We start from the raw sequence: 25,206 nt of genomic DNA, 5'->3' as shown, positions 1-25,206 counted from the left end.
GCCCGCCGGCCGGTCACGGCCGGTCGGCGTCCGTGAGCCGACGACGGATGCGCTCCGCGTCCGGGTGCCCGAGGTCGTCGAGGAGGCGCAACGCCGCCCGCCAGCTCCGGGCCGCCCCGGCCGGATCGCCGGCCTCGGCCTGCGCCTCGGCCAGGTGCCCGAGCGTGTCCGCCTCGTAGTACCGGTCCCGGAACTCCCGGTACAGCTCCACCGCGTGCCGGTACGAGCCGACCGCCTCCGCCGGTCGCCCCGCGCGGTGCTGCGCGTACCCGAGAGTGTCCCAGGTCGGGGCCTCACCCTGGCGGTCGTCGAACTCCCGCAACAGCGCCAGGCCCTGCCGACACGCCTCGATCGCGGCATCGTGCTCACCCAGTTGGGCGCGGTACCAACCGATCGCGTTCAACGCCATCGCCTGCCCGTACCGGTGTCCGGCGGTGCGGTACAACGTCAGCGCCGCCTCCGCGTGCTGGACCACCTCTGCGCGCCGGCCCTGCCGGTCGGCCATTTCGGCCAGGTCCAGGCAGGTGTGCCCCTGGTTGGCCGGGTCGTCGAGGCCCCGGAAGAGCTCCAGTGCCCGCTGAAGCTGACCGGGTGCCTCGTCGAGCTGGCCCAGCCGGGCCTGGGCCCGGGCCAGACTGCGGTGCGCGTGCGCCTGCCCGGCCGAGTCGCCACCGCTCCGCGCGGCGACCAGCGCCGTACGCTGCACCGCCAGTTGGTCGTGCCAGCCGCCCTGCCGGTCCAGAAAGATGGTCAAACTCCAGGCCAGTTGCCAGGCGTGCCGTTCGAACCCGCCGGCCGCGCACCGCTCGACCAGTGCGATCAGCACCTCCCGCTCCCGGGTGAACCACGCCGCCGCCTCGTCGTGATCGCTGATCTTCTCCGGTCGGACCCCGGTGACAGCTGGCGGCAGCGCGATCGGGTCCCAGTGTGGGTGCAGCAGCACGGCAGCAGCGTGCGCGCTGTGCAGGTAGTGGTCGAAGAGCCGACCCCGCGCCTCAGCCCGGTCGCCGGTCCGGTCCTGCTCGCCGGAAAGCTCGGCCGCGAAGGCCCGCAGCAGGTCGTGCATCCCGTACCGGTCCGGACCACGCTCCAGCACCAGGTGCGCGTCGGCGAGTTCGGCGAACGCCGCCCGGACCTGGCGGCGCTCGACGCCGGCGAGGCTGGCCCCGGCCGCCGTACTGATTGTCAGGTCCGTGCTGCCGCCGACCAGCCGGAACAGCCGGGCCGTCGGGTCGGTCAGCAGGCGGTACGACCAGGACAGTGCCGTGCGCACGCTGCTGGCGGGGTCGCCGGCGTCCAACCCGTCCAGACCCCCGTCGGTGCGCAACTGCGCGCCCAGCTCGGCCAGGGAGAGCTGTGGCCGGACCACCGCCCGGGCCGCCACCACGACCAGCGCCAACGGCAGCCGGTCACAGAGCCCGACCAACTCGCCGATGGCAGCTCGTTCCCTCTCGGCCCGCACCCCGATCCGCGCGTGCAGCAGAGCGGCCGCGTCCCCGGCGGTGAGCAGATCCAGCACCAACGGCTCGGCGCCCTCGGTGGCCACCAGGCCGGTCAGCCGGTCCCGGCTCGTCACCAGCACCAGGCAGTGGGCGGACCCGGGTAGCAGCGGCCGGACCTGCGCGGCGTCCCGGGCGTTGTCCAGCAACACCAGCATGCGTCGACCGGCCAGCAGGCTCCGATAGAGCGCTGTCTGCTCCTGTGGGTCGAACGGCAGTTCCCGGGGCGACACACCGAGCGCCGCGAGAAAACCGCGCACCACCTGCTCCGCACTGCGCACCACGCCACCATGGCTGTAGCCCTCAAGGTTGGCGTAGAGCTGCCCGTCGGGGAAACTCTCGACCACCCGGTGGGCCCAGTGCACGGCCAGCGCCGTCTTGCCCACCCCAGCCAGTCCGGAGAGCACCGCCACCGGCACGGCGCCGGGATGCGCCTCGGCATTCGCCCGCAGGGCGCTCAGTCGAACCAGCTCCGCCTCCCGTCCCGCGAAGCCCCGGACGTCCGACGGCAACTGCGCCGGGACCGGGTGGGCTGGGGTCGGCCGCGCGACGGGACCGGCCGCACCCTGTGTCCGAGCGGGTTCGGCGCGGGGCGCCGGCACGGTGACCTCACCGCGCAGGATGGCCTGGTGCACCTGGCGAAGTTCCGCGCTCGGGTCCGCACCGAGCGCATCGGCCAACCGTTCCCGTAAGCGGGCGTAGTACGCCAGGGCCTGTGCGCCCCGTCCGGCGGCGGCCAGCGCGTGCAACAACGCGGCGGCGACCGGTTCGTCGAGCGGGTGGTCGTCGGCGAGCCGGGTCAACGGGTCGATCACGGCATCCGGCTCACCCCGGCGAAGCAGGCCGCGGGCCCACTGCACTGCGGTGTCGATGTGCCGACGGTGCCAGTCCTGTCGGATCCGGGCCGCCCACTCACCGGGCACGCCGGCCAGCGGCTCGCCGCGCCACAGAGCCAGCGCCCGGCGCAGCAGCTCCGCTTGCTCCGGGTCGTCGTCGGCCAGTTCGTCGGCCCGCCGCCGCAGCGCGTCGAAGTGGTGGCCGTCGACAGTCTCCGGCGGCAGGTCCAGCAGGTACCCACCGGAGCGGCGGACCAGCGCGTCCGGCGCCCCGGCGGCGGTCAGCACCCTGCGGATCCGAGCGAGGTAGACGTGCAGGTTGTGCCGAACCCGCGGCGGCGGGGAGTCACCCCACACCCGATCCACCAGGGATTCCGCGCGAACCGGCCGGCCCACGTCGACCGCCAGCGCGGCGAGGACGGCACGTTGCCGGGCCGCTCCCGCGTCGATCAGCTGGCCGTCCGTCCACACCTCGACGGGCCCGAGGATCCGAATCTCCATGAACCGCCGCTCGCCCCCGTGCCGCCGGTCGGCCAAGCCGGCAATCGCGACCGGATTGAGGTTCCGGCAGGAATCCGTCGACCTACCGCGCAGATCATCGTAGGCACAGCGACATCTCTCAATCCGATGTCGGCAACTCGACTCACGGCCGCCTCGGTCGTGACGAGACCCGGAGGTCACTTACGTGCGAAATATTCGGCGAAGGCTCACGTCCGCCCTGGTTGCCACGGTTGCCCTGACCGCCGGGCTCGGCGCCGCCCCGAGCCTGGCCCAGGCCGCCAACTACCCGTGCCCCACGAACCTGCTCTGCCTCTACGCCGGTACGAACTTCACCGGTGACGTGTTCTACCTCGACGGGCCGTACAACGGCTGTAACGACGTCACGCTGCCCTCGTACTTCCGCAACAAGGCCCAGTCGATCAAGAACAACCGGGCTTCCGGCACCGTCTCCACCTTCTGGGACAACGCCAACGCCACCGGGCTCCTCGGCTACCAGCACGCCTACGGCTATCGGGCGAACCTGGCGTACGACTCGGCCGCGATCGGCGGCACCTGGAACCTGCGCATCGAGGCCGTACGGGTCTGCTGAGGGCGGAAGTCTCCGGTGGGGGAGAGAAGTCGGAGACGCCACGACGGCGCCGGTCGGAATCCAACGGGGATTCCGACCGGCGCCGTCGTGCGGTCAGCCCGGGTAGTAGCAGACGTTCGGGATGACCGGACCACCGTTGACCCCGAAGGTCGCGAAGCCCATCCACGCCCGGGTCTGCGGGCCGTACTCGCCGTCCTCGGCGATGTCCGCCCACGACCAGGTGTCGTTGATCACGCGCTGTGCGTACAAGACGGCGTTGCGGGTGTTGGTGCCGTACTGACCGTCGAGCCGCAGCGACTGCGAGTAGCAGTTGTTCAGCGCCTCCTGCAACACCTTGACCGCGCTGTTGGAGTTGCCGTATTTCAGGTAGCAGGTCTTGTTGCGGTCCTGCCAGCCGACGGTTGGCACGTGCATCTCACCCGGGTAACCACCGACCTTGTAGTAGGTCAGGCTGGTGCAGGTGGTGGCGGCCTGCGCGGCGGTCGGCGCGGCCAGGGCCAGGCCGGCGCTGGCGAGCACTGTCGCGAGAATGGCGGCGGCGCTGCGGCGGCCGAGGTTGCTTCGATGGATCGGCATGCTCTCCTCCTGAGGATGGGCTACCGGGGTCGACCCCGTGTGCCTCGAAGCATCGCGACCATCGATCTACGAATTCCTGCTCGAACGTCAATTGCGAACGCTCGGCCGGATCACCGGCCGAGCGTTCCCGCGTGTGCGGTTCGGTACGCAGGTCGGGGTCATGCCGCCGAAGCGGACGCCTTCGACCCTCGGTGCGTCGCCACCGGGCCGGCGTTCCAGCCCCAGCGGGGGGCGGGTACCGCCGCCTCGCGACGCCCATCCGTGTCGATGTCGTCGCTGTCGGTTCCGTCAATGGTCCCCTCGACCGAGGCGGAGGCGCCGCGCGCCAGTCGCAGCGAGTGCTCGGCGCCGGTGCGGGCCGCGCACGGCCAGGACTGCCCGGCGCACTGGAGGTTGCGGCACTGGCCCTCGTCGTCCGGCTCGTGTGCGCTCAACACATCGATCGCCAACTGCCACAGCAGCGGGTCGGTCACGTCGTGCGGACGCTCGGCGGTGCGACTCGGTCGGTTGCTGGTGTCGTCGGACATGGTGGCCCCCCTCGTCAGGCTGTACCCCACAAGGGTCACCCGTCAGCCGCCGGCTAAACCGCCGACCTGCTGTGATGTGTCTCTGATCGCAGCTCGGCCGCGGACGCCGCACGCTTATCGGTCAATCCGGCAGAAGCGGCATCTCCACGCCCGGCTCCCGACCGAGCAACACCGCACGCGTGAGCGCCGCTGATCCGAACCGGTCGCGGACCGCGTCGACCGCAACGTCCAGATCGGACCCGGAGTCCGGCTGGAACGGCAGCTCAGGCTGGACCGGGTTGTCGTCGAGGTTGCCCACGGAGACACCGATCAACGTGATGCCACGCCGATCGATCTCGGGCAGCGCCGCGCGCAGTAGCGCACGCGCGGCGGCGAGTAGCGGCGTCGTGTCCGCCGTCGCCTTACGCACCGTGTGCGACCGGGTCGCCCGGGTGTAGTCGCCGAAGCGCAGCCGCAACACCACAGTGCGGCCGGACCGCCCGGCCGCCCTCATCCGCCGGCTGACCCGGTCGACCAGGCCGGCGAGGATGGCGTCCAGCTCCGTGGAGGCGTGCGGGGCACGACTGAGCGCGTGCTGCGCGCCCATCGAACCGCGCCGGCGCCCCACCTGCACCGCCCGAGGGTCGCGATTGTGCGCCAACGCGTGCAGGTGCCGGCCGGAGCCCGCACCGAGCAGCGACACCAGCGCCGCCTCCCCGAGGCGGGCCACCTCCCCGACGGTACGGATCCGGCGTTCGCGCAGCTTGGTGGCCGTGACCGGGCCGACGCCCCAGAGCCGTTCCACCGGCAGCGGGTGCAGGAACGCCAGCTCGGCGTCCGGTGCGACCACCAGCAGGCCGTCCGGTTTCGCCACGCCGCTGGCCACCTTGGCCAGGAACTTCGTGCGGGCCACCCCCACGGTGATCGGCAGGTGGACTCGGTCGCGGACCTCCCGGCGTAGTCGTTCGGCGATCTCGACCGGTGGCCCGACCAGCCGCCGCAGACCCCCCACGTCGAGAAACGCCTCGTCGATGGAGAGCCCCTCGACCAGCGGTGTGGTCTCCCGGAAGATCTCGAAGACCGCGCGGCTCGCTGCCGTGTACGCCGACATCCGCGGCGGCACGACGATCGCGTCCGGACAGAGCCGACGCGCCTGCTGGCCGCCCATCGCGCTGCGGACGCCCCGCGCCTTCGCCTCGTAGCTGGCCGCGAGCACCACACCACCACCGACGATCACCGGTCGCCCGCGCAGGCGCGGGTCGTCGCGCTGCTCGACCGACGCGTAGAACGCGTCCAGGTCGGCGTGCAGGATGCTGGCGCCGGGCGACACGTACACATGTTCGCATGACGCCGGCCTGGTGCGGCAGTGAGCTGGGCAGACGCCCCGTCAGTCGAGGCAGAACTCGTTGCCCTCCGGGTCGGCCATGATGAGATGACCGGCGCCCAACGGGGGAGTGGGCTCGTGCCGATCGAGTCGCTTGGCACCATGCGAGACGAGCCGTTCGGCCTCGGCCTCCAGGGCCGCCATCCGCTCGTCACCCTCCAGCCCGGGGGCCGCGCGGACGTCGAGGTGGACGCGGTTCTTCACCTGCTTGTGCTCCGGCACTCGCTGAAAGAACAGCCGTGGTCGCGAGCCCTCGGGGTCGACCACCGCTGACGCGTCGTTGCGGTTCTCCGGCGGCACACCCATCGCCTCCAGCGCCTGATCCCAGGACTCGAAGTCTCCGGGTGGGGCCTGTACCTGGTAGCCGAGCGTCTCGGCCCAGAAGGTGGCCAACCTCGCCGGGTCGGCGCAGTCGAACGTGATCTGGACGTCGCGGATCACGGCGGATCCCTGCTTCCTGGTCTGGTCGGTCATGATCCCAGCCTCTCGCGGATAGCGGACAGGGCTGTTCCGCTATCCGTGCAACGATCGACGAGTGACCGTCGAGGCGACGACCGAGCGGGTGTTGCGCCTGCTGGCGCTGCTGCAACGACGACTGTCCTGGACGGCTGCCGAACTGGCCGCGGAGCTGGGGGTCACCGGCCGTTGCGTGCGCCGCGACGTGCAGCGTCTGCGGGCGCTCGGCTACCCGGTGCACGCGGTGTCGGGCGTCGGCGGCGGCTACCGACTCGGTGCCGGCACCCGGTTGCCGCCGCTGCTCCTCGACGACGAGGAGGCAATCGCCACGGCGGTGTCCCTGCGGCTCGCCGCCGGGGGCACTGTCGCCGGGGCGAGTGAGGCCGCGTTGCGGGCACTCGCGAAACTCGATCAGGTGATGCCATCGCGGCTCCGCGCCGAGGTCCGGGCGGTGCACGGTGCCACCGACACCCTCATCGGCCCGGTCGCCGAGATCGACGCGGAACTGCTGGTGACACTCGCCCGCGCCTGTCGGGACGGGGTACGCGTCCGATTCCACTATCCCGGCCGGGGCGCTGGTGAGCAGGAGCGGACGGTCGAGCCGATCCGGATGGTCACGACCGGCCGCCGCTGGTATCTGATGGCCTGGGACGTCGACCGCGCCGACTGGCGGACGTTCCGGCTGGATCGGATCCGGGCTGCGGTCGCGACGACCTGGCGTTTCCCGGCGCGCGAACACCCGGATCCGGTCGCCTTCGTGCAGCGCGCCGTGACCGGGGCACCGTACCGATACCTCGCCCGGGTGCGGGTGCACGCCCAACCGGAGCGGTTGCGGGAGGTGGTCCCACCACAGGTGGGGCGGGTCGAGGATGACAGCGAAGGATGGTCGGTGCTGGTCGTCGGCGGCGACAGCCTGGACTGGCTCGCCGCGCACCTCGCCCGCCTGGATCACGAGATGGAGGTGCTGGAGCCTCCCGAGCTGCGCGAGGCCGCAGGCCGGCTCGCCCGTCGCCTCGCCGTGCTGGCGGGTGCGACGTCGGAGCCCGGCGCGCGGTGCCGCAGCGTGTAGTGGCGCAGCGACACCGGGCCGCCGTCGGGAGCGGTCCATGGTGCCGTGCTGGTGCCGACACACCGCCATCCCGCGCGTTCGTACAGAGCGGCGGCCGCAGCGCCGTCGGCGGCCAACTCCAGCACCAGGTCCGTCCCGCGTTTGCCCGCCCACTGGCGGGCCCGGTCCAGCAGCGCGCTGCCCAGCGCCAACCCCCGGGCTCTCGGCACCACGAAGAGACGAGCCACCTCAGCCGTCGGCCGGCCGGGCGGCCCGTCCACCTGATCGGGGATCCGATGCACAGCGACGTGTCCGACAACGGCCGCGTCGGCGTCGACGGCGACCCACGCCCGCGCCGGGTGCGGCTCGCGCAGCCAGCGGTGCGGGTCGACGGGCCAGTTCAGCGGGTACGCGTCGACCTGGTGGACCTCGGCGAGCGCCGCGACGCAGCCGTCCAGGTCGGTGGCGCGCCGCCGACGGATGGCGGGCCGGTTCACAGGTCGTCGAACGGGCCGGCGTAGCGGAACTCGCCCCGGATGGACTCGCGCCACGCGTGCATTGGCCGAGCCATGAAGTACTGCGGCCCCCACGGCTGCGGTGGAGTGACGCCCAGCTCGACGGCCGGCCGGAACCCGAAGCGCGGGTAGTAGTCGGGATGCCCGAGCAGGACCACCAGCGGTTCGTCCCGCGCGTCAGCCGCGCCAAGGACCGCGTGCATCAGCGCGCTGCCAACACCGCGCCGCTGCCAGTCGGGCAACACGCCCAGCGGCCCCAGGCCCAACGCCACCGGAGCGCCACCCACCCGGCCGCGGGTGGCCACCACGTGCCCGACCACCTGGCCGTCCGAATCGGTCGCCACCAGGGAGTACGCGGGCAGCCAGCCCTCGTCGACGCGCAGCGCGTCGACGAGGGTCGCCTCGACCGGTACGCCGTCACCGCCATCGGCCTGGGCGAAGGCCGCGGAGTGCACCGCGCGAATCGCGTCGACGTCGGCGGGTGTCTCGCGTCTGATCAGCACCGCGCCACCATAGACGCGGTGAGTTGCCGGCTCCACGCGTTTATCGCCGGCACGGGACACAACCCTGCGCTGGCCGCCTGCGCCGCCGCCGCCGACTTCTCGATCTGCCGGCGGTCGTCGCGGCTGGCGGTTGTGGTGGGTGGCGGTCGTGGTGGGTGGCGGGCGGCTTCGCGGACATGGCGGGGAAACGCTTGATGTCTGTGAGTCATCAAGATGTCGCCCAGTCATCAAGCTCATCGCGATCCGCGATCCGCGATCCGCGATCCGCGATCCGCGATCCGCGATCCGCGATCCGCGATCCGCGGGCCTGGTACGTCCCTGCTCCGCGCCTGCGGGTCTCGCAGCCGGGTGGGGCGTGATCTCAACCGACGGCAGTGGCGGAGGGCGGGGCGCTGCCGCCCTGGCGTGCCTCCGGGACCATCAGCCGGATGATCTCCGCCTGGTCGGCGGGCGAGGGCAGTCCCCATTCCGGTCGGTAGCCGTACACCTGGTGCAGTGGGGTTGAGGCGGTGCGGCCGTCCAGGATCTCCACGGCGTCGGTGCCGATCAGGCCGGGGTGTTCGACGCCGCAGGCCTCGGCGACCTTGGTCAGGTCCCGGCGTAGCGTCCGCAGGTAGTTGGCCGCCCGGACCGACTTCAACGCCGGGTCCAGCCCACGGGCGAGCCACGCGTTCTGGGTGGCGACGCCGGTGGGGCAGGTGTCGGTGTGGCACTTCTGCGCCTGGATGCAGCCGACCGCCAGCATCGCCTCCCTGCCGACGTTGACCATGTCGCAGCCGAGGGCGAACGCCACGATGGCGTTGTCCGGAAGGCCGAGCTTGCCGCCGCCGACGAAGACCACCTGCTCGTGCAGACCGTGCTCGGCGAAGATCTTGTAGACCCGGGAGAAGCCCTGCTGGAACGGGAGCGACACCGAGTCGGTGAAGATCAGTGGCGCGGCTCCGGTGCCTCCCTCGCCGCCGTCGATCGTCACGAAGTCCACACCCCGGCCGGTGTCCCGCATGAGGGTGGCCAGCTCCTCCCAGAAGCTCAGGTCACCGACCGCCGACTTGATGCCGACCGGCAGGCCCGTCTCGGCGGCCAGCAACTCCACCCAGTCGAGCAGGCTGTCGCAGTCGGAGAACTCGGCGTGCCGGGACGGGCTGACGCAGTCCTGACCGGCCGGGATGCCCCTAGTGGCGGCGATCTCGGCGGACACCTTCGCCCCCGGCAGCAGCCCACCGAGGCTCGGCTTGGCGCCCTGGCTCAGCTTGATCTCCAGCGCCCGCACCGGTGCGCCGGCGACCAGGTCCTTCAGCCGGTCGAGGCTGAACCGGCCGTGCTCGTCCCGGCAGCCGAAGTACGCCGTGCCGAGTTGGAAGACCAGCTCACCACCGTTGCGATGGTACGGCGACAGGCCGCCCTCGCCGGTGTTCTGCAGGCAGCCGGCGAGGGCTGCTCCCTTGTTGAGGGCGGTGATGGCGTTGCCGGAGAGCGAGCCGAAGCTCATTCCGGAGATGTTGACGACCGACTCCGGTCGGAACGCCCGGGCTCGTCCCCGTGCCGCGCCGAGCACCTTCGCGCACGGCACCCGTACGTCCTGTCCGGCGGTCGGTGCCGACGGCGGCACGGCACGACCGAACGTACGGTGCTTGATGATCGGGTACCCGGCGGTGTATTCGATGTCGTTGTCGGTGCCGAAACCGAAGTAGTTGTTCTCCTGCTTGGCCGACGCGTACACCCAGCGGCGCTGGTCGCGGGTGAAGGGCCGTTCCTCGTTGTTGCCGGCCACGATGTACTGCCGAAGCTCCGGCCCGATCGTCTCCAACAGGTAGCGGGCCCGGCCGAGGACCGGGAAGTTGCGCAGCAGCGCGTGGTCACGCTGGATCAGATCCCGCGCGGCGAGTGCCGCGACGGCGGCGGCGACGGCGGGTACGGCTCGACGGGCCCAGGTCATGCCGCAACTCTTTCCGCCGGGGCCGCGGATCAAACCGGTGAGCGTGCTGGTGGCGGTGCGGGTGCGCCCCCGCACCACCACCACCACTACGGGCTCAGCGGTGCCGGAACGACTCGCGGACCGACCCGCCGACGACGGTGCACCACGTGCTCGTACTGAGCTTGCCGTTGCGGGGCAGCCCGTGCAGCGCCTGCAGGTCCTGCACCGCAGTGCGGGTGGCGTGGTCGTACGCCCCGGTGACGGTGACCGCGTACCCCTTGGTGGCGAGGATCTCCTGCACGGCGGTGACCGGCGCTCCGGCGGCGTGCTGGTCCAACTCCGGCGCGAGCGTCTCCCAGGTCGGCGTGGTGAGGGTGGCGTCCACGTCGACCGCGATGCCGTTGCGGGCCTGCCAGTCCTGCACGGCCGCCACTGTCGCGGCGTCGAACGTGCCGCTGACCGTCACCGGGTAGCCCCGGTAGGCGAGCAGGTGCTGCACCACCCGGACCGAGGGGGAGTTGACGAAACGCCACAGGTCCGGCCAGCGGCGCGCCGGCACGTCACCGAGTTTGGTGCCCAGCGCGGCGTGCACCCGCCGCCGCAGCTCGGGGAACTGTCGGTAGAAGGCGGCGCCCGGGCACTCGGTGGTGCGGAAGTCCCAGTGGCCGAAGATGTCGTACGCGTGCAGCCCGTACTGCCGGCAGATCGCGACGCAGAGCTTGACCAGCGAGTCGGTCAATGCCTCCGGTGGCGTCTCGGTGACGTACGTACCCTCGTTCTCGATGCCGATGGCCCGGCCGTTCTCACCCGGACAGTGCGCCGAGATCATCTGCCGGTCGCCGGCTTCGAGGCGCTCCAGGCTGCCCCGGCGGCCCTCCAGCACGTACCCGCCACGGCTCACTGTGAAGTGCTGGCCGGTGTCCGACCAACCGTTGCCGTCCATGTGCAGGTCCTGGCAGTCGTGGGCCAGCTTGACCGCCTGCTCACGGGAGTAGTCGGTGACGTTCGGGAACGCCATGTGGTGCACGATGATCTTGTTGGTGGCGATGGCGCTCACCGACAGCGGGTCCTTCGGCGGGCGGGCGGCCCACTCGTCACAGCTGATGATCCAGTCCAGGTCGGTGCCCGGCGCGGCCTGCGCCGCGCCCGGGAAGGCGAGTTCGCTCCCGACGACGGCGACCGTGGCGGCGCCGAGACCGGCCCGCAGCAGCGTCCGGCGATCCACTTCGGAATAGTCGACGTGCATTGCATCTCCTCCTGCGGCCGACGGCGGGGGGATGAAAAGTAGCTCCAGTGGCCGCACGCACTCCGGAGAATATTGCCAAAACTCGCCCGCGCGCCAGAGGGCCGACAGGCCTGATGATCACTTGTGTTTCCGCGTGTCGGGTCGGGGGTAGGTCGGGGCGGACCGTTCCGGCTGCCCCATTTAAGGAATGACCAGATGAGTGACAACGTCAGCGACGCGGTGGGCGACGCTCTCCGCTCGGTGATGCTCTTCCTGCCCAAGGCCGTCGCCTTCCTGGCGATCCTGGTGGCCGGATGGCTGATCGCCAAGGCCGTACTGAAGATCGTGGAGAAGGTCCTCGAACGGGTGGGCTTCGACCGCGCCGTCGAACGCGGCGGCATCCGCCGCGCGTTGAGCCGCTCCCGGTACGACGCCAGTGACATCGTCGCGAAGCTCGTCTACTACGCGGTGCTGCTGTTCACCCTTCAGCTCGCCTTCGGCATCTGGGGCCCGAACCCGATCTCCGACCTTCTCGGCGCGGTGATCGCGTGGCTGCCCCGCGCCTTCGTCGCGATCGTCATCGTCGTGGTCGCCGCCGCCATCGCCAACGCGGTCAAGGACATCATCAGCGGCGCGCTCGGCGGCCTGTCGTACGGCCGGGTGCTGGCCACCATCGCCTCGGTGTTCATCCTCGGCCTCGGCGTCATCGCGGCGCTCAACCAGATCGGCGTGGCCACCGCGGTCACCACCCCCGTGCTGATCGCCGTGCTGGCCACTATCGGCGGCATCCTCGTCGTCGGTGTCGGCGGCGGTCTGATCCGTCCGATGCAGAGCCGTTGGGAGTCGTGGCTGACCCGCGCCGAGCGGGAGTCGCAGCTGATCGCCGAGCACGCCCAGGCGTACCGGGCCAGTCGCCGCGACGCCGAGGCCGCGCTGGCCCGCCGGTCGGCCACCACCAGCGACGCGGAGGCCACCCAGGTGGTGACCCGGCCCACCGACGCCGACGCCACCCAGGTGGTGACCCGGCCCACCGACCCGGAGGCCACCCAGGTCGTCCACTTCCCGGTCAGCTCCGACGCCACCCAGGTGGCCAACCGCAGCGCCGCCGACGAGCCGACGCCGACGCCGGCCCGGCCCTCAGCGACCGACCACACGACGCAGGTGGTCAGCGGCTCGGCCGATTCGGACGTCACGCAGGCGGTGGGCGCCGGCGTCGACCCCGACACCACCCAGGTGGTCACGGGCGGCACCGATCGCGCGGTGCCCGGGCAGCGCACCAGCGACGACAGCGAGACCACCACCGTCATTCCGCCGCTCGACCGGCGCTGACACCAGCGGTACGGCGGCGGGGCGGGACCGATTCGATCCCGCCCCGCCTCTCGTTGTCCGCCCCGCCCCGCCCCGCCCACCCGGCCCGGTTCGCGCTGCCCGGCGCGCCGAAAGCGCTGGCCGAGGCCGCGCCGGTTGTCTAGCATCGCGGGCATGACCTGGCGACATTGATCCAGCAGCGTCTGCCGATCCCGTGGGCCACCACGGTCACCGCACGTCCGGTGTCCGTCTCCACTCCCACGGGAAGGCCCCATGACCCTCATCGCTTCGCGCGTGCCCGAGCCGGCGGTCCGTCGGCTGACGGCGACCCTCTACGGGTACGCGTTCCTCAGTGACCTGGTCCTGCTCTACCCCCTGTACGTGGTGTTCTTCGCCGACACCGGGCTGTCGGTGGGGCAGATCGCGTCGCTCTTCGTCATCTGGTCCGCCGCCGGAATCCTGTTCGAGGTGCCCTCCGGCGCCTGGGCCGACGTGCTGTCCCGCCGACTGCTGCTGTGCCTCGCCCCGCTGGTGGCCGCCGCCGGTTTCGCGCTCTGGGTGCTGCTGCCGTCGTACCCGGCCTTCGCTGTCGGCTTCCTGCTCTGGGGCGCTGGTGGCGCACTGGTCTCCGGTGCGCTGGAGGCGTTGGTCTGGACCGAGTTGGACCGGCTCGGCGCTGTCGACCGGTACGCCCGGGTGCTCGGGCGGGCGCGGACGGCCGGTGTGCTGGGCGTGGTGGTCTCCGGAGTGCTCGCCGGCCCGGTGCTCGCCGTCGGCGGATACCCGGTGGTCGGCGCGGCCAGCGTGCTCGCCTGCCTGCTCGCCACGATCGTCGCCACCCGCTTCCCGGAACACCGCGCGCCCGCCGCCGTCGGCGTTCCGGTCGCCGAGCCGGCGGCGGTCGTCCGGCCGGTGGGTGCCGCACCACCCCGGCAGGACGAGCCCGTGAGCCCGGACGACGATGGTGACCTGGGGTGGTGGGACACGCTGCGGGCCGGGGTCTCGCAGGTCCGCACCCGTCCGCCGGTACGGGCCGCCGTGCTGCTGGTGGCCGTGGTCGCCGCCGACTGGGGTGCCCTGGACGAGTACACCCCGCTGCTCGCCCTGGACACCGGCGTCGGGGCGCAGGCCGTACCCCTGCTGCTCCTGCTGCTCTGGGTCGGAGTGACAGTCGGTGGGCTGCTCGCCCCGGCGGGGGAGCGGCTGGGCAGCCGAGGTTACGCCGGGTTGTTGGGGCTGGTCGGCGTCGCGCTGGCCGGAGGCGCCCTGTTGCGGCACCCGGCGGGGTTCGTGCTGCTGGCGGTGGCGTTCGGCGCTGCGCAGTTGGCCACCGTGCTGGCCGACGCGCGGCTCCAGGCCCGGATCGTCGGCAGCAGCCGGGCCACCGTCACCTCCCTGGCCGGGATGGCCACGGACGTGCTGATCATCGTGACGTACGCCGCCTACGGCCTGCTCGCCACGGCGGCCGGCAACGCGGTGGCGTTCGCGCTGACCGCCGGGGCGTACCTCGTGGTGGCGCTGGTGCTGCTGACCCGCCGCCGGCACCGGACGACAGTGCCCACCGTCGTGGCTGCGGCTGTGCCGGGCGGCCCGGACTGACCGGGGCCCGGCGGCGGCCTCCGCGGGCCGCCGCCGGGCCGCACGTTCAGCCGGCCATGTGCAGGAACGACCACTGGTGCCCGTCGAGGTCCCGGAAGCCGCGCATGTACATCGGCCCGTTGGCCATCCCCGGCCCGAGCGACTCCCCACCGGCGACGGCCGCCTGGTCGACCAGTTCGTCGACCTGCCCCCGGCTCGACGCCGACAGCCCGACGATCACCTCGCGGCTGGTCGCCGTGTCCGTGGCGGCGACACCCGTGTACGCCTCGAAACCCGAGCGGAGGTGCAGCACCAGCCGGGTGGTGTCGGAGATGGTGAGCACGGTGCTGTCACCGTCCGGCTGGGCCTGGTCGCTGGTGAAGCCGATCGCCCGGTAGAACTCGGTCGCGGTGGTCAGGTCGCGCACCGGCAGGTTGATGAGTGTCATGGTCATCGGTGGTCTCCGTCCGTCTCGAGCAACACCTTCAGTACGCCTTCAGCTCCGCGGCCTGCTCGGCTCCGGTCAGCTTCTCGTGCAGGACGTTGACCCCGGCCTTCGACTCGCCGACAGCGTCGATGCCGACGACGATCCTGGTGGAGCCCCCGGCCCAGTCGGCCCGGAAGCTGCGCGGCGCGGTGGCGGTGCGGACGCGCACCCGTCAGGGTTGGTCACCGTCGAGGTAGACCCAGCGGCCGTCCTCGCGGACGAACCGGCTGTGTTCGGTCAACGTGCCGGGCCGGCCCGCGTCCCGGTAGTGGGCGTGGAAGGTCACAGTGCCGGCGGTGTCGAGCAGGCCGCCCCGCTCGGTCTCCACGATCTCCAGTTGGGTCCACCGCTGCCCCGGGTCAAGCTCCAGGGAGGCGGGCCGGGTCGAGGAGTGCCAGCTGCGCAGCAGGTAACCCGAGTCGCCGAGGGCGAAGGCGCTGAACCGGGAGCGCATCAACGCCTCGGCCGTCGCCGGGGCGTCGCCGCCGTGCGCCGGCGCGCAGCAGTCCGTGTACGCCCGGCCGGAACCGCACGGGCACGCCCGTCCCGTTGTCGCGTTCGCCCGCCGACGTCCCGCACCCTTACCCACGTCGCCATCCTGCCGCACCCGCTCCAGGGCCTGCGTCAGAGCCCCTGGTCCGCCGCCGTCTGGACCCTGCCTCGGCTCGACCGACGACTGTCGCCGCACAGGGCCTAGTCCAGCGGCACCGGCAGCGGCACCGGACGCTTGGCCACCCGGTCGTCGCCCGACGACTGGCCCCGCAGGTGCCGGGCCAGCCAGGGCAGCAGGTGCCGGCGGGTCCAGGCCAGTTCGGCGCCGAACACCTCGCCGCGGCGCCGCCGGGGTGCCGGCGGCAACGGCCGCGTCCAGGAGTCGTCGAACCCGGGCAGACCCGCCGTGTACGCCAGGGCGGCGGCGATGCGCTCGTGCCCGGCGCTGTTGGCGTGCAGCCGGTCGTCGCTCCACAGCCGCGGATCGGAGGAGACCGGGTGGGCGCCCAGGTCGAGGAGGGTGGCGCCGGTCCGTGCGGTGGCGGCCCTCAGCGCCTCGTTGAGCGCCAGCATGCGACCACGCAGCGGCCGGGCCAACGGCATCACGGGCGCCGGATCCGGCATCGTGAAGGTCAGCACCGTGGCCCCCTGCTCGACCAGTGCCTGCTGCATCGCCGCCACATCCCCGGCGACCTGGTCCGCGTCGAAGGAGGGGCGCAGCACGTCGTTCATGCCGGCGACCACGGTGGCCAGGTCGGGCGCCAGGTCGAGGGCGGGCTGGAGCTGCTCGGCGCGGATCAACGCGGTGGTCCGGCCCCGGATGGCCAGGTTCGCGTATTCCAGACCGCCCTGGGCGCGGGCCACCGCCAGGGCGAACCGGTCGGCCCAGCCCCGGTAGCCACCGATGCCGTCCGGGTCGTCGAGCCCTTCGGTGGTGCTGTCGCCGATCGCCACGTACCGCTGCCACATCACCCGCGCGAGGTTAGCCCTCGGTCAGCTCGGGCGGACCACCGACCTCACAGCCAGCCGGAGCGGCGGAACAGCCGGTACAGGAACAGGGCCGCCGCCGCCATCAGGGTGAGGGCCCCGGCGTAGCCGTAGCGCCAGGCCAGCTCGGGCATGTGGTTGAAGTTCATGCCGTAGATGCCGGCGATGCCGGTCTGGGTGGCTGCGATGGCCGCCCAGGCGGCGATCTTGCGCATGTCGTTGTTCTGCTCGACGGCGAGCTGCGCCAGCCGCGACTGGACGATCGAGGTGAGCAGGTCGTCGTACGCGGCCACCCGGTCCACCGCCCGGCTCAGCCGGCCGTCGACGTCGACGAACCAGCGGTGCAGGGCGCGCGGCGGGCCGTCGGGTTCGAGCAGCGTACGCATCGGCCCCTGCAACGGCAGGACCGCGCGCTTGAACTCCACCACCTCCCGTTTGAGCTGGTAGATGTGCTGAATGTCGGCGGTGCGGTCGCGGGCGAACACCGCCTCCTCGACCCGCTCCAGGTCCCGTTCCACGTGGCCGGCCACCTCGAGGTAGGAGTCGACCATGCGGGCGCAGACCGCGTACGCCACCGCCCACGGGCCGGCTGCCAGCAGCGCGGGGCGGCGCTCGATGTCGGCGCGAACGCTGCGCAGCGCCCCGGCGGCACCGTGCCGCACCGTGATGGCGAAGCGGTCACCGAGCAGCACCATGACGTCCCCGGTGTCGATCACCTCGGAGGTCTCGGTCAGCTCGTCGTGCTCCACGTACCCGGCGGTGCGCAGGACCAGCAGCGTGACCGGCCCGTGGCGCTGCACGGTGGGCCGGTGCCCGTCGGCGAGCGCCTGTTCGACTGTCAGTTCGTCGAGGCCGAAGGTCTGGCCGACTGCGGCGAGCACTGCCGGGCCGGGATCGTGCAGTCCCAGCCACACGAAGGCGTCGCGGCCGTGCCGCGCCCGGGCGTACGCGTCGGCGTAGTGCGGTTGACCGGGTTCCCGGCGGCCCTTGACGTAGACGGCGCAGTCGACCACGGCGTCCGGGTTGGACCGGCGGAGGGTGGGGGAGTCGCCCTCGACCCGTCCGAGCAGTCGACGGGCCAGGGCGCGTACGCCTCGACCGGTCCGGTCCCGTACCGGTCGCTGATCCACCGCGTGCCTCCCCGTCGCCGGCGTACCGTCCCGATCAGGGGATGGTGCCACCGCATTCTGCCGACGAGGGTCCGGCTCCCGACAGCGGGGAGGCGGCGTGGGCGGCGTGGGTGGCTCGGGCAGGCGGTCCGGTTCAGGCGGTGCGGGTGGCGAAGACGACGACGTTGTCGACGTAGTTGCCGGTCGCCGCGTCGAACCGGCCTCCGCAGGTGATCAGGCGCAGCCCGGCGGCGTCCGCCGGGCCGTAGACCAGGGCGGTGGGGAAGTGCTCCTTCGGGTACGCCCGCACGTCGTCCACTGTGAAGGTGGCGACGCGCGCGTCGGCGCGGGTGACCTGCACCTGTTGCCCGGCCCGGAGCCGACCGAGGTCGAAGAAGACCGCCGGGCCGGACGGCGCGTCGACGTGTCCGACCAGGACAGCGTTGCCGGTCTCACCGGGGCTGACCCCGTACCGGTACCAGCCGGCGAGGGTGGGCCGGTCCAGTGGCGGCACCTCCAGCACCCCGGCGGCGTCGGCGCCGACGGGGACGATGTCGGCGCGTACATCGATGGCGGGGATCTGCACCCGGACCGGCGCGGCGGGTGGCAGCGGAGCCAGGTCCGGTGCGGGGTGGGTGCGGGTCGGCGCGTCGGCCGACGCTTGTGGTGGCCGCGCCGGATCGGCGGTGAGGCCGACGGTGATCAGCCCGAGCCCGGTCACGCCGAGCAGGGCCACCACTGCCGGTAGGGTCCGCCGCCACCGCACGTTTGCACCTCCGCACCGGATTGTCGGGGTGCCCGCGCCGGTGTCACCGGCGCGGGCACCCGTCTCAGGGATGGAACGGTCGCCGATCAGGCGACAGTGGACACCGGACGGCGCCGGCGGATCAGGATCACCGCGCCGGCGAGGGCGGTGCCGAGCAGCGTGCCGCCGGCGGCGAGAGCGCCGGTGTCACGGTTGTCGCCGCCGGAGCCGGCCGGCGCGCCGCCGATCGGGGTGACGGCGAACGTGGCGGTGCCGGCCGAGCTGCCGTCGCCGCAGGTCGCCGCCACCGTGTACGTGCCCAGGGTGAATCCGGCGGTGAAGAGTTCGGCGCTCAGCCCGCCTCCGGCGGCGGCCGTGGTGGATCGGACGTTCTGGTCGCGGTTGGGGCCGGTGACCCGGAAGAGGGCGTCACCCGACTTCGGGTTGCAGGTCGTCGCGGTGAGCACGACGGTCCCACCGACCGGGGTGGTGGCCGGTGACACAGTGGTGTCGGCCAGTGCGGCGCCTGGCAGCAGGAGCGTGCCGAGGCCCACGCCGAGCGCCGCCGAGCAGAGTGCTGTTGAGACCTTCATACGCGTCTTCCCTCACTTTTCGTCCGCTGACTGCGTGGGACGTCGTTCGGGTGGCCAACTCCGTGACTAGCACCGGTGTGCCCAACACTAGGTGGGTTGGGTCCTCGATCAGGTGAAAATGAGAAATCCTCGTTGCCGTCACGTGTCCACCCGAAGGCGGGGAGAGCTGCCGAAAGGCCCGGACGGCCCGACCGGCACCGGTGCTCCGATCGATGTCCATCCGGTCGGGCTGTCGTCGCTGGGTCGATGGCGAGGTATTGCCGGAGACGGCGGAAATGCACCGCCGGGCGGTGCGCCCTCGGGTCAGCCGGCCGGGCTCGGGTCGGGCATCGGCTCGCCGGTCTCCAGCAGGGTCTTGAGGCTGGCCAGCAGCTCCGGCCAGCCGCCGCTGCCGTCGAGTTGGCCGCTGATCGCCCGGTGCATCTCGCTGTCGGGGGAGAAGTCGTCGTGGATGACTGTCAGCCGGACGGTCGACCCGCTGTGCGGCTCGATCTCGAAGGTCACCTTCGAGCGGCGCTCACCGAGCCGCGCGGCCAGCTCCTCGTCGGACCAGCCGAAGTGCTCGGCGTGCTCGGGTTGGAAGCCGTGCCAGCCGTAGGAGAGGCGACGGTACGGCTCGGCGACGAGCACCCGCTGGCCGAGGTCGCGCGGCTCGACGTCCGGTGCGTCCTGCCACAGCACGGGTGACCCGACCTGCCAGTCCGAGACCAGCGCGACTCCACCCCAGTAGCGACGGGTGAACGCCGGTTCGGTGAGCGCGGACCACAGTCGTTGCGCGGTAGTGGTCACGTAGGTGGTGTAGACGAAGGTCGGGCTCTCCATGGCTTGTCGCTCCAATGCGGTGGTCAGGTCGGCCAGCGTGGCGGCGCGTTCGCGGTCGTAGCGGCTGAGCCACCGGTCGGCGATGGCGTTGATCGGGGCGGCGTTGAGGTAGTGCAGCTTCTCCCGGCCGCGTCGCACGGTCGTGACGAGATCGGCCGCCTCCAACACCGACAGGTGCTTGCTGACGGCCTGTCGGGTGCCGGCCAGCCCGTCGCACAGCTCCCGCAGGGTCTGGCCGTTGCGCTCGTTGAGCCGGTCCAGCAGTCGACGCCTGCTGGGGTCGGCCAGCGCCCGGAACGCGTCGTCCATCGACCCTCTCCACAACAGGCAATCATTCGGTTGCCGGTCAATTTAGGCAACCAAAGGGTTGCCTGTCAACCTGGCCGTGGGGGCCCTCACCCCAGCGAACCTGCAGGGCCGGGTGGCCAGCACGAACCTCTTCGTGGCGGCGGGCGGCAACTGCGCGGGCGCACTGCTGGGCGGGCTGCTGGCCGCCCGATTCGGCATCACAGCGCCGTACTGGGTCGGATTGGTGGTGGCGATCGGCGTCTCCGCCGCCACCTGGCGGGTCTTCAACCGCGCCGCGGTCGCGCGCGCCTATGCCGACCCGCCCCCGGTCGAGTCGCCCGCGCCGGTGGCCTGAGCGCCGTGGCGGCCCATCGGGTGGTGGCGCGCGTCGGTGTGGCAGCGTGGTGCGGGTGACCGACTCCGCGCCGCTCGACGTCGACCTCGCGCTGCTCGGTGGCGGCGGCGCCGCCTCGTTGCTGCTCGCCGCACTGGACCGCCACGGCGTCCGGGATCTGCGGGTCGCCATCGTCGACCCGGTGCGCCGACGCGGTCAGGACCGCACCTGGGCGTTCTGGGGTCACCCCGACGGCGACCTGGACCCGTTGCTCAGCGCGAGCTGGCAGCAGGTCGAGGTGGCGACGGCGGCGCGACGCCGCGTCCTGGACCTCACCCCGCTGCGGTACGCCATGCTCCGCTCCGGCCCGGTCTACGACCGGGCTGCCGACGCCGAGCGTCGCCTCGACGCCAAACGGATCGTCGCGCCCGCCGAGACGGTGCGTGACGACGGCGACCGGGTGCTGGTGGGCACCGGCGACGGGCGCGGCGTACGGGCCGGCTGGGTGCTCGACTCCCGCCCCCGCCCGCCGGCACGAGCGGGGCGAACCACCTGGTTGCAGCACTTCCGGGGGTGGTGGCTGGAGGCTGACCGGCCGGTGTTCGACCCGACCAGCGCGGTGCTGATGGACTTCCGCACCCCGCAGCCGCCCCGGGGCGTCTCCTTCGGTTACGTGCTGCCGGTGAGCGACCGCTACGCCCTGGTCGAGTACACCGAGTTCTCGCCGGACCTGCTCACCGACGCCGGGTACGACGCGGCGTTGGCCGGCTACCGGGATCTGCTCGGACTGGACCCGACCGGGCTGCGGGTGCGCGAGGTGGAGAACGGGGTGATCCCGATGACCGACGCGCCGTTCCCCGCCCGGCCCACCCCCCGCGTGGTCCGGCTCGGCACGGCCGGCGGCGCGACCCGCCCCTCCACCGGCTTCACCTTCTCCGCCATGTACCGCCAGGCCGACCAGGTGGCCCGCGCCCTCGCCGCGGGCGGCGCTCCGGTGCCCGAGCCGGCGTACCCGCGCCGGCACCGCTGGATGGACGCGGTGGCGCTGCGCGCGCTGGACCGGGGCGGGGTGGGCGGTCCTGATTTCTTCGATCGGCTCTTCGACCGCAACCCGGCCGAGCGGGTGCTGCGCTTCCTCGACGGCGGCACCACTGTGGCCGAGGAGGTCGCCATCATGAATTCGACCCGGCTGTTGCCGATGATCGCCGCGACCGCCGGCGACGCCGCAGACCGGGTCCGCGACCGGCTGCGCCCCACCCGGCCGGCGCCGGCCATCCCACCCGCGGTGGTGGGTTCGACGCCGACGGCTCGGCGCGCCGGCCCCCTGAGCGGGGAGGACGACGTCCGCTCCCGGTAGGTTGCCGGGCATGGTGGACGCGGCGGCCGGCAGGGGCGTGCAGATCTGGACCGACGGGGCGTGCAGTGGCAACCCCGGTCCGGGTGGTTGGGGTGCGCTGCTGCGCTACGGCGATCACGAGCGGGAGCTGTGCGGCGGTGAGGCCACGCCCACCACCAACAACCGGATGGAGCTGATGGCGGCCATCCAGGCGTTGGAGAGCCTGAACCGGCCGGTCACCGTGGAGCTGCACACCGACAGCACGTACGTGCGCAACGGCATCACCAGTTGGCTGGCGTCGTGGAAGCGCAACGGTTGGCGGACCGCCGCGAAGCAGCCGGTGAAGAACGCCGACCTGTGGCAGCGGCTGGAGGCGGCCTGCGAACGGCACGAGGTCACCTGGCTGTGGGTCAAGGGGCACAACGGCCACCCGGAGAACGAGCGGGCCGACGGGCTCGCCAACAAGGGCATGACCGAGGCCCGGGGCGCGCTGACCAGCCGCTGATCCCGGGTCAGCGGGCCGCGTCGGGGTGCCCCGGCATGCTGGAACCGCCGCCGCTGCTGCCGGATGAACCACCGGCGACGCCCGAGTTGTCGGGCTCGGTCACGATGTCCGGCCGGACGTCGGTGTCCGCCGGTGCGGGGACCTCGGTGTCCGCCTCGACCTGCACCAGTGGCACCTGGCCGGCTTCGTCCTCACTGTGCTGCGGGTCGCCCGGCAGCTCACCGTCGCGCTTTCGGTAGCCCACGCCGTGCCCCCCCGTCGATGCCGGTTCACGTCGGCGCTGGCTACCCGGCGTCGTCCCGGCCGAAACCTCGCGGTCAGCGACGCCGGCCCCGACGGGCGGGTGCGGGAGACCGGGCGGGCTGACGGACCGGGGTGAGCGGCAGCGCCGTCCAGTGCGCCGGCCGGGTGAGCGTCGGTGGCAGGCCCGTGTGGGTGTCGCCTCGGGCGGCGTCCAGTTGGGTCTGGTGCAGGAAGAGCGTGCGCCGCAGGTCCGCGCCCCGCAGGTCGGCGCCGCGCAGGTCCGCACCGGTGACGTCGGCCAGACCGAGGTCCGCTCCGCGCAGGTCGGCGCCGATGAGCAGCGCCCCGCGCAGGTTGGCCCGGCGGAGATCGACGCGGCGCAGGTCCACCCCGAGCAGGTGCGCGCCCCGCCGGTCGGCGCCGCCGGGGGCGCGGGCCACGTCGCCGGCCCGGGACAGCAGCGGGTTGACCCGGTTGCGTTGGTCGGCGACGTTCACCGCGCGAAGTTGCGCCGGGTCACCCTCGGTGAGCGTCAGCGTCTCGGCGCGGGCGCGTTCCAGCTCGGCGCGCAGGTCGGCCGGTGGGCGCAGCGCCACCGCCTCGGTGAGGTACCAGAGCAGCTCGTGCAGCGGTCGCAGCACCGCGAACGCCTCCGCCATCGCCGGCAACGTCTCCGGCGCGTCCCGCCAGTCCCGCCCGCCGAAGGTCACCTGGGCGACCTGCTGCCCGGCCCCGAAGCAGTCGAACACCGTGCAGCCGGGAAAACCACGCTGCCGCAGCTCGGTGTGGATGCCGCAGCGGTGGTCGGGGCGCAGGTTGGGGCAGGGCGAGCCGGCCGGCTTGTCGATGGCGAAGTCCGCCGACGCGGCGAAGGCGGGCACCACGCAGCACAGCCCGAAGCAGCGTCCGCAGTCGGCGCGCAGCTGCGCCGCCCCGGACGGCGGTGCGGTGCGGTGCAACACGCCGACGGTCCTCCTGGCGATCAGGGTGGACCACCATTGTTTCGTGTGTCGAAACCACAGGTCGGTCGGGGGGTCACCGTGCGTGTGTGTCGCCGGCCGGCGCGGTGCGGGGCGCCGGGGTACGGGCATCGCCCGGTGGCGGCACGAGCCGGCGGACGTCCCGCTCGCCGTCGTCGTGCCCGTACTTCTGGTCGAAGTGCCGTTTCACGACGGCGACCGGGGTGCGGTCCTCGTCGGCGGGCTCGGCCAGCGCGAACACGCCGGGCGTCGCCCCGGGCGCGCGGGGCGGCAGCACGGCTCGCACCGTCAGCGGACCGGTCACCCGGAACCCCCGGCAGTCGACGTAGTGCTGCCCGTCCACCGTCACGAACGGCACGCGTACCTCGACCACGTCCGACTCGTCGTGGCGCAGCGTGACCATGACCGACCAGTACCGCTCCAGGTCGAGGGTGGCCTGCTCGTGCTCCCACAGCTCCTCGAACCGGGCGTGCACGAACCCGCCCCACGGGCTGTCCATGTCCACCTCGAGCTGCGGCACGTTGAACGACAACTTCCCGATCGGGAAGAACGAGATCAGCGCCCGCCCGTCCCACTGGTAGAGCTGGATCGACGGAGACGCGTCGTAGAGCCGGACCTGAAGGCGGTGGCGCAGCCGCGAGTCGAGCGCGTCGGCGAACGCGGCCAGGTGGCGCAGGTTGGTGCGGATCTGCCGGGGCACGTCCACCCGTTGCCGTTCCAGCTCCTCGGAGCGTTGCTGGGCGGCGGTGCAGTCGGGGTCGAGCAGGAGCAACTGCACCTGGGCGCCGTTGGCGAGCGCCGCTCGCACAGCGCTCAGCGTCTCCTCCCGGTGCCGTTGCTCCAACAGGATCGTCCAGGTGTCGAGGATGCGCACCCGACGCCCGGAGCGGTGCAGCCGTGTCACGAACGCCTGCTGGTCGAAGCTGAGGTGCTCCTGCACCCGCGCCTTGCGGGCCTCCTCGAACAACGGGTCGAAGATGACGTACGAGATGGCCGCGAGGACCACGCTGGCCCCGAGGTTGAGCAGCAGGTCGCTGAGGAAGCCGGTGCTGCGCCAGGCGGCCAGCAGCATGACGACGGCGATCGCGAAGAGCGCCCCACCGACGACGAAGGCCCGTCGTTGCCGCCCGCCCCGACCAGCCCACCCGAGCATTTCGCCGCTCGGACCCGATCCACCGCTCATAGGCTGACGGTAACGGAGTCGTGCGACCACGGAGGGTGGCGGGGTGGACGAGAGTGAACGCGAGCAGGCGCTTCTTACCGTCCTGACCACCGAGCACTACGCGTTGCAGACGTCCCGCGCCGGCACCATCGCCGAGGCCACCGGTCGCGCCACCATCTTCCTGTCCGTCCTGTCGGCGGCGCTGATCGGCCTCGGCTTCGTCGCCAGCAACGACAGGCTGGTCCGGCCGTACCTTGCCGCGGTGCTGCCGACGCTTGTCATCATCGGGGTGCTGACGTTTCTGCGCCTGGTGGAGACCACCGTGGAGAACTCGTTGGACCTGCTGCGGATCCAGCGCATCCGGGCCTATTACCACCATCAGCTCGCCGGCGAGCACGACTTCTTCGCCGACGCGGTGGGGGCCGACGACGCCATGAGCACGGCGTGGAACCTGGTCGGCACGCGTCCCGGGCGGTGGGAGTTCCTGCTGACCACGGCCGCACTCGTGGGCGCGGTCAACGCCGTTCTGAGCGGTCTCGGCATCGCCCTGGTGGCCTCGACCGTCGGTGCCGGGGGCGTGTGGACGGTCCTGGTCGGGGTGCTGGTCGCGGTGGTGGCGTTCAGTGTGCAGTTCGTCTACATCCTCCGGGCGTCGGCCGCACGGATGCGCTGACGGCCCGCCGG

The 25,206-nt window shown here is 72.5% G+C and carries 27 protein-coding genes and 1 pseudogene; 8 read left to right on the top strand and 20 right to left on the bottom strand.

The genetic code is table 11. From position 1 onward, the window contains the following. Positions 1 to 13: 13 nt before the first annotated feature. Positions 14 to 2,836 carry a BTAD domain-containing putative transcriptional regulator gene (locus tag ACFYPG_RS22130; RefSeq protein WP_387353711.1) on the bottom strand — a complete coding sequence of 941 codons (2,823 nt, stop codon included), beginning with the start codon at positions 2,834 to 2,836 and terminating at the stop codon, positions 14 to 16. 184 nt (positions 2,837 to 3,020) lie between these two features. Here ACFYPG_RS22130 and ACFYPG_RS22125 point away from each other — a divergent pair, with 184 nt between their 5' ends. Further along, entirely contained in the window at positions 3,021 to 3,425 is a 405-nt protein-coding gene (locus tag ACFYPG_RS22125) for a peptidase inhibitor family I36 protein (protein ID WP_387353710.1), read from the top strand. A 93-nt stretch (positions 3,426 to 3,518) separates the two neighbouring features. On the opposite strand, the gene ACFYPG_RS22120 is transcribed toward ACFYPG_RS22125, so the two are convergent. The 4 genes from ACFYPG_RS22120 to ACFYPG_RS22105 all read right to left on the bottom strand — a co-directional run bounded on the left by ACFYPG_RS22120 (position 3,519) and on the right by ACFYPG_RS22105 (position 6,365). After that, positions 3,519 to 4,001, bottom strand: coding sequence for a peptidoglycan-binding domain-containing protein (locus ACFYPG_RS22120; protein ID WP_357203749.1), 483 nt, complete (start codon positions 3,999 to 4,001; stop codon positions 3,519 to 3,521). Positions 4,002 to 4,159: 158 nt separating this feature from the next. Next, complete coding sequence (locus ACFYPG_RS22115) at positions 4,160 to 4,528, bottom strand: hypothetical protein (RefSeq protein ID WP_387353709.1); 369 nt, start codon at positions 4,526 to 4,528, stop codon at positions 4,160 to 4,162. 121 nt (positions 4,529 to 4,649) lie between these two features. Next, positions 4,650 to 5,837: a DNA polymerase IV gene (gene dinB, locus ACFYPG_RS22110; protein WP_355009089.1), complete on the bottom strand. Its 1,188-nt coding sequence runs from the start codon at positions 5,835 to 5,837 to the stop codon at positions 4,650 to 4,652. Between the two features lie 57 nt (positions 5,838 to 5,894). Then, positions 5,895 to 6,365, bottom strand: a complete 471-nt coding sequence (locus ACFYPG_RS22105) for a VOC family protein (RefSeq protein WP_355009088.1) — start codon at positions 6,363 to 6,365, stop codon at positions 5,895 to 5,897. A gap of 61 nt (positions 6,366 to 6,426) precedes the next feature. Between ACFYPG_RS22105 and ACFYPG_RS22100 the strand changes: the two genes are divergently transcribed. Continuing rightward, a complete protein-coding gene (locus ACFYPG_RS22100) occupies positions 6,427 to 7,416 on the top strand; it encodes a helix-turn-helix transcriptional regulator (RefSeq protein WP_387353708.1) in 990 nt (329 codons plus the stop codon). Between the two features lie 74 nt (positions 7,417 to 7,490). Here ACFYPG_RS22100 and ACFYPG_RS22095 read toward each other — a convergent pair. The 4 genes and pseudogenes from ACFYPG_RS22095 to ACFYPG_RS22080 form a co-directional block, all read right to left on the bottom strand. After that, a pseudogene (locus ACFYPG_RS22095) lies at positions 7,491 to 7,892 on the bottom strand (GNAT family N-acetyltransferase); the annotation flags it as partial. Then, positions 7,889 to 8,413, bottom strand: coding sequence for a GNAT family N-acetyltransferase (locus ACFYPG_RS22090; RefSeq protein WP_387353707.1), 525 nt, complete (start codon positions 8,411 to 8,413; stop codon positions 7,889 to 7,891). The gene ACFYPG_RS22090 and the pseudogene ACFYPG_RS22095, both read right to left, overlap by 4 nt. A 361-nt stretch (positions 8,414 to 8,774) precedes the next feature. Beyond that, positions 8,775 to 10,349, bottom strand: a complete 1,575-nt coding sequence (locus tag ACFYPG_RS22085; RefSeq protein WP_387353706.1) for an FMN-binding glutamate synthase family protein — start codon at positions 10,347 to 10,349, stop codon at positions 8,775 to 8,777. A 94-nt stretch (positions 10,350 to 10,443) separates the two neighbouring features. After that, complete coding sequence (locus ACFYPG_RS22080; RefSeq protein ID WP_355009084.1) at positions 10,444 to 11,574, bottom strand: N-acetylmuramoyl-L-alanine amidase; 1,131 nt, start codon at positions 11,572 to 11,574, stop codon at positions 10,444 to 10,446. Between the two features lie 195 nt (positions 11,575 to 11,769). Here ACFYPG_RS22080 and ACFYPG_RS22075 point away from each other — a divergent pair, with 195 nt between their 5' ends. Both ACFYPG_RS22075 and ACFYPG_RS22070 read left to right on the top strand, forming a co-directional pair. Then, positions 11,770 to 12,882 carry a hypothetical protein gene (locus tag ACFYPG_RS22075; RefSeq protein WP_355009083.1) on the top strand — a complete coding sequence of 371 codons (1,113 nt, stop codon included), beginning with the start codon at positions 11,770 to 11,772 and terminating at the stop codon, positions 12,880 to 12,882. 252 nt (positions 12,883 to 13,134) lie between these two features. Next, positions 13,135 to 14,460: an MFS transporter gene (locus tag ACFYPG_RS22070; protein ID WP_355009082.1), complete on the top strand. Its 1,326-nt coding sequence runs from the start codon at positions 13,135 to 13,137 to the stop codon at positions 14,458 to 14,460. A 46-nt stretch (positions 14,461 to 14,506) separates the two neighbouring features. On the opposite strand, the gene ACFYPG_RS22065 is transcribed toward ACFYPG_RS22070, so the two are convergent. The 8 genes from ACFYPG_RS22065 to ACFYPG_RS22030 all read right to left on the bottom strand — a co-directional run bounded on the left by ACFYPG_RS22065 (position 14,507) and on the right by ACFYPG_RS22030 (position 19,983). Continuing rightward, positions 14,507 to 14,893, bottom strand: coding sequence for a VOC family protein (locus tag ACFYPG_RS22065; RefSeq protein WP_387353705.1), 387 nt, complete (start codon positions 14,891 to 14,893; stop codon positions 14,507 to 14,509). 31 nt (positions 14,894 to 14,924) lie between these two features. Continuing rightward, positions 14,925 to 15,095 (bottom strand): hypothetical protein, encoded by a 171-nt coding sequence (locus ACFYPG_RS22060; protein WP_387353704.1) that lies wholly within the window; start codon positions 15,093 to 15,095, stop codon positions 14,925 to 14,927. A gap of 3 nt (positions 15,096 to 15,098) precedes the next feature. After that, on the bottom strand, positions 15,099 to 15,515 hold the full coding sequence (locus ACFYPG_RS22055) for a YchJ family metal-binding protein (RefSeq protein WP_355009079.1): 417 nt from the start codon (positions 15,513 to 15,515) through the stop codon (positions 15,099 to 15,101). A gap of 104 nt (positions 15,516 to 15,619) precedes the next feature. Then, a complete protein-coding gene (locus ACFYPG_RS22050) occupies positions 15,620 to 16,387 on the bottom strand; it encodes an SGNH/GDSL hydrolase family protein (protein WP_355009141.1) in 768 nt (255 codons plus the stop codon). A gap of 47 nt (positions 16,388 to 16,434) precedes the next feature. Next, positions 16,435 to 17,535 carry a magnesium and cobalt transport protein CorA gene (locus ACFYPG_RS22045; protein WP_355009078.1) on the bottom strand — a complete coding sequence of 367 codons (1,101 nt, stop codon included), beginning with the start codon at positions 17,533 to 17,535 and terminating at the stop codon, positions 16,435 to 16,437. Positions 17,536 to 17,668: 133 nt separating this feature from the next. Then, entirely contained in the window at positions 17,669 to 18,280 is a 612-nt protein-coding gene (locus tag ACFYPG_RS22040; protein WP_387353703.1) for a class F sortase, read from the bottom strand. Positions 18,281 to 18,366: 86 nt separating this feature from the next. Next, the gene (locus ACFYPG_RS22035) at positions 18,367 to 18,852 is read right to left on the bottom strand and encodes a hypothetical protein (protein WP_091406610.1); all 486 of its coding nucleotides are present in this window, start codon (positions 18,850 to 18,852) and stop codon (positions 18,367 to 18,369) included. Positions 18,853 to 19,155: 303 nt separating this feature from the next. Further along, positions 19,156 to 19,983: an ArsR/SmtB family transcription factor gene (locus tag ACFYPG_RS22030; RefSeq protein WP_387353702.1), complete on the bottom strand. Its 828-nt coding sequence runs from the start codon at positions 19,981 to 19,983 to the stop codon at positions 19,156 to 19,158. A 112-nt stretch (positions 19,984 to 20,095) separates the two neighbouring features. Between ACFYPG_RS22030 and ACFYPG_RS22025 the strand changes: the two genes are divergently transcribed. From ACFYPG_RS22025 to rnhA, 3 genes are read left to right on the top strand one after another with little or no spacing between them, the layout of a single operon-like run. Beyond that, the gene (locus ACFYPG_RS22025) at positions 20,096 to 20,317 is read left to right on the top strand and encodes a hypothetical protein (protein ID WP_387353701.1); all 222 of its coding nucleotides are present in this window, start codon (positions 20,096 to 20,098) and stop codon (positions 20,315 to 20,317) included. Between the two features lie 55 nt (positions 20,318 to 20,372). Continuing rightward, a complete protein-coding gene (locus ACFYPG_RS22020) occupies positions 20,373 to 21,653 on the top strand; it encodes a lycopene cyclase family protein (protein WP_387353700.1) in 1,281 nt (426 codons plus the stop codon). A gap of 10 nt (positions 21,654 to 21,663) precedes the next feature. After that, entirely contained in the window at positions 21,664 to 22,137 is a 474-nt protein-coding gene (gene rnhA, locus ACFYPG_RS22015; protein ID WP_091406604.1) for a ribonuclease HI, read from the top strand. A gap of 7 nt (positions 22,138 to 22,144) precedes the next feature. Here rnhA and ACFYPG_RS22010 read toward each other — a convergent pair whose 3' ends face one another. The 3 genes from ACFYPG_RS22010 to ACFYPG_RS22000 form a co-directional block, all read right to left on the bottom strand. Then, complete coding sequence (locus ACFYPG_RS22010; protein WP_355009073.1) at positions 22,145 to 22,381, bottom strand: preprotein translocase YidC; 237 nt, start codon at positions 22,379 to 22,381, stop codon at positions 22,145 to 22,147. A 73-nt stretch (positions 22,382 to 22,454) separates the two neighbouring features. Then, positions 22,455 to 23,339 carry a pentapeptide repeat-containing protein gene (locus ACFYPG_RS22005; RefSeq protein ID WP_387353938.1) on the bottom strand — a complete coding sequence of 295 codons (885 nt, stop codon included), beginning with the start codon at positions 23,337 to 23,339 and terminating at the stop codon, positions 22,455 to 22,457. Between the two features lie 76 nt (positions 23,340 to 23,415). Further along, on the bottom strand, positions 23,416 to 24,543 hold the full coding sequence (locus ACFYPG_RS22000; protein ID WP_387353699.1) for a DUF5919 domain-containing protein: 1,128 nt from the start codon (positions 24,541 to 24,543) through the stop codon (positions 23,416 to 23,418). A 43-nt stretch (positions 24,544 to 24,586) separates the two neighbouring features. Between ACFYPG_RS22000 and ACFYPG_RS21995 the strand changes: the two genes are divergently transcribed. Continuing rightward, positions 24,587 to 25,195, top strand: coding sequence for a hypothetical protein (locus ACFYPG_RS21995; RefSeq protein ID WP_387353698.1), 609 nt, complete (start codon positions 24,587 to 24,589; stop codon positions 25,193 to 25,195). Positions 25,196 to 25,206: the final 11 nt, after the last annotated feature.

Origin of the sequence: Micromonospora sp. NPDC005553, assembly GCF_042871765.1 — a bacterium.
Lineage (GTDB): Bacteria > Actinomycetota > Actinomycetes > Mycobacteriales > Micromonosporaceae > Micromonospora.
The sequence above is the reverse complement of the archived record's forward strand: the minus strand, read 5'-3'. Positions and strand labels throughout refer to the sequence as shown.

Coding starts and splice junctions, on each gene's coding strand:
- ACFYPG_RS22130 (WP_387353711.1), bottom strand. CDS start 2,836: ATGGAGATTCGGATCCTCGGGCCCGTCGAGGTGTGGACGGACGGCCAG.
- ACFYPG_RS22120 (WP_357203749.1), bottom strand. CDS start 4,001: ATGCCGATCCATCGAAGCAACCTCGGCCGCCGCAGCGCCGCCGCCATT.
- ACFYPG_RS22115 (WP_387353709.1), bottom strand. CDS start 4,528: ATGTCCGACGACACCAGCAACCGACCGAGTCGCACCGCCGAGCGTCCG.
- ACFYPG_RS22105 (WP_355009088.1), bottom strand. CDS start 6,365: ATGACCGACCAGACCAGGAAGCAGGGATCCGCCGTGATCCGCGACGTC.
- ACFYPG_RS22085 (WP_387353706.1), bottom strand. CDS start 10,349: ATGACCTGGGCCCGTCGAGCCGTACCCGCCGTCGCCGCCGCCGTCGCG.
- ACFYPG_RS22080 (WP_355009084.1), bottom strand. CDS start 11,574: ATGCACGTCGACTATTCCGAAGTGGATCGCCGGACGCTGCTGCGGGCC.
- ACFYPG_RS22075 (WP_355009083.1), top strand. CDS start 11,770: ATGAGTGACAACGTCAGCGACGCGGTGGGCGACGCTCTCCGCTCGGTG.
- ACFYPG_RS22070 (WP_355009082.1), top strand. CDS start 13,135: ATGACCCTCATCGCTTCGCGCGTGCCCGAGCCGGCGGTCCGTCGGCTG.
- ACFYPG_RS22065 (WP_387353705.1), bottom strand. CDS start 14,893: ATGACCATGACACTCATCAACCTGCCGGTGCGCGACCTGACCACCGCG.
- ACFYPG_RS22050 (WP_355009141.1), bottom strand. CDS start 16,387: ATGTGGCAGCGGTACGTGGCGATCGGCGACAGCACCACCGAAGGGCTC.
- ACFYPG_RS22035 (WP_091406610.1), bottom strand. CDS start 18,852: ATGAAGGTCTCAACAGCACTCTGCTCGGCGGCGCTCGGCGTGGGCCTC.
- ACFYPG_RS22030 (WP_387353702.1), bottom strand. CDS start 19,983: ATGGACGACGCGTTCCGGGCGCTGGCCGACCCCAGCAGGCGTCGACTG.
- rnhA (WP_091406604.1), top strand. CDS start 21,664: ATGGTGGACGCGGCGGCCGGCAGGGGCGTGCAGATCTGGACCGACGGG.
- ACFYPG_RS22000 (WP_387353699.1), bottom strand. CDS start 24,543: ATGAGCGGTGGATCGGGTCCGAGCGGCGAAATGCTCGGGTGGGCTGGT.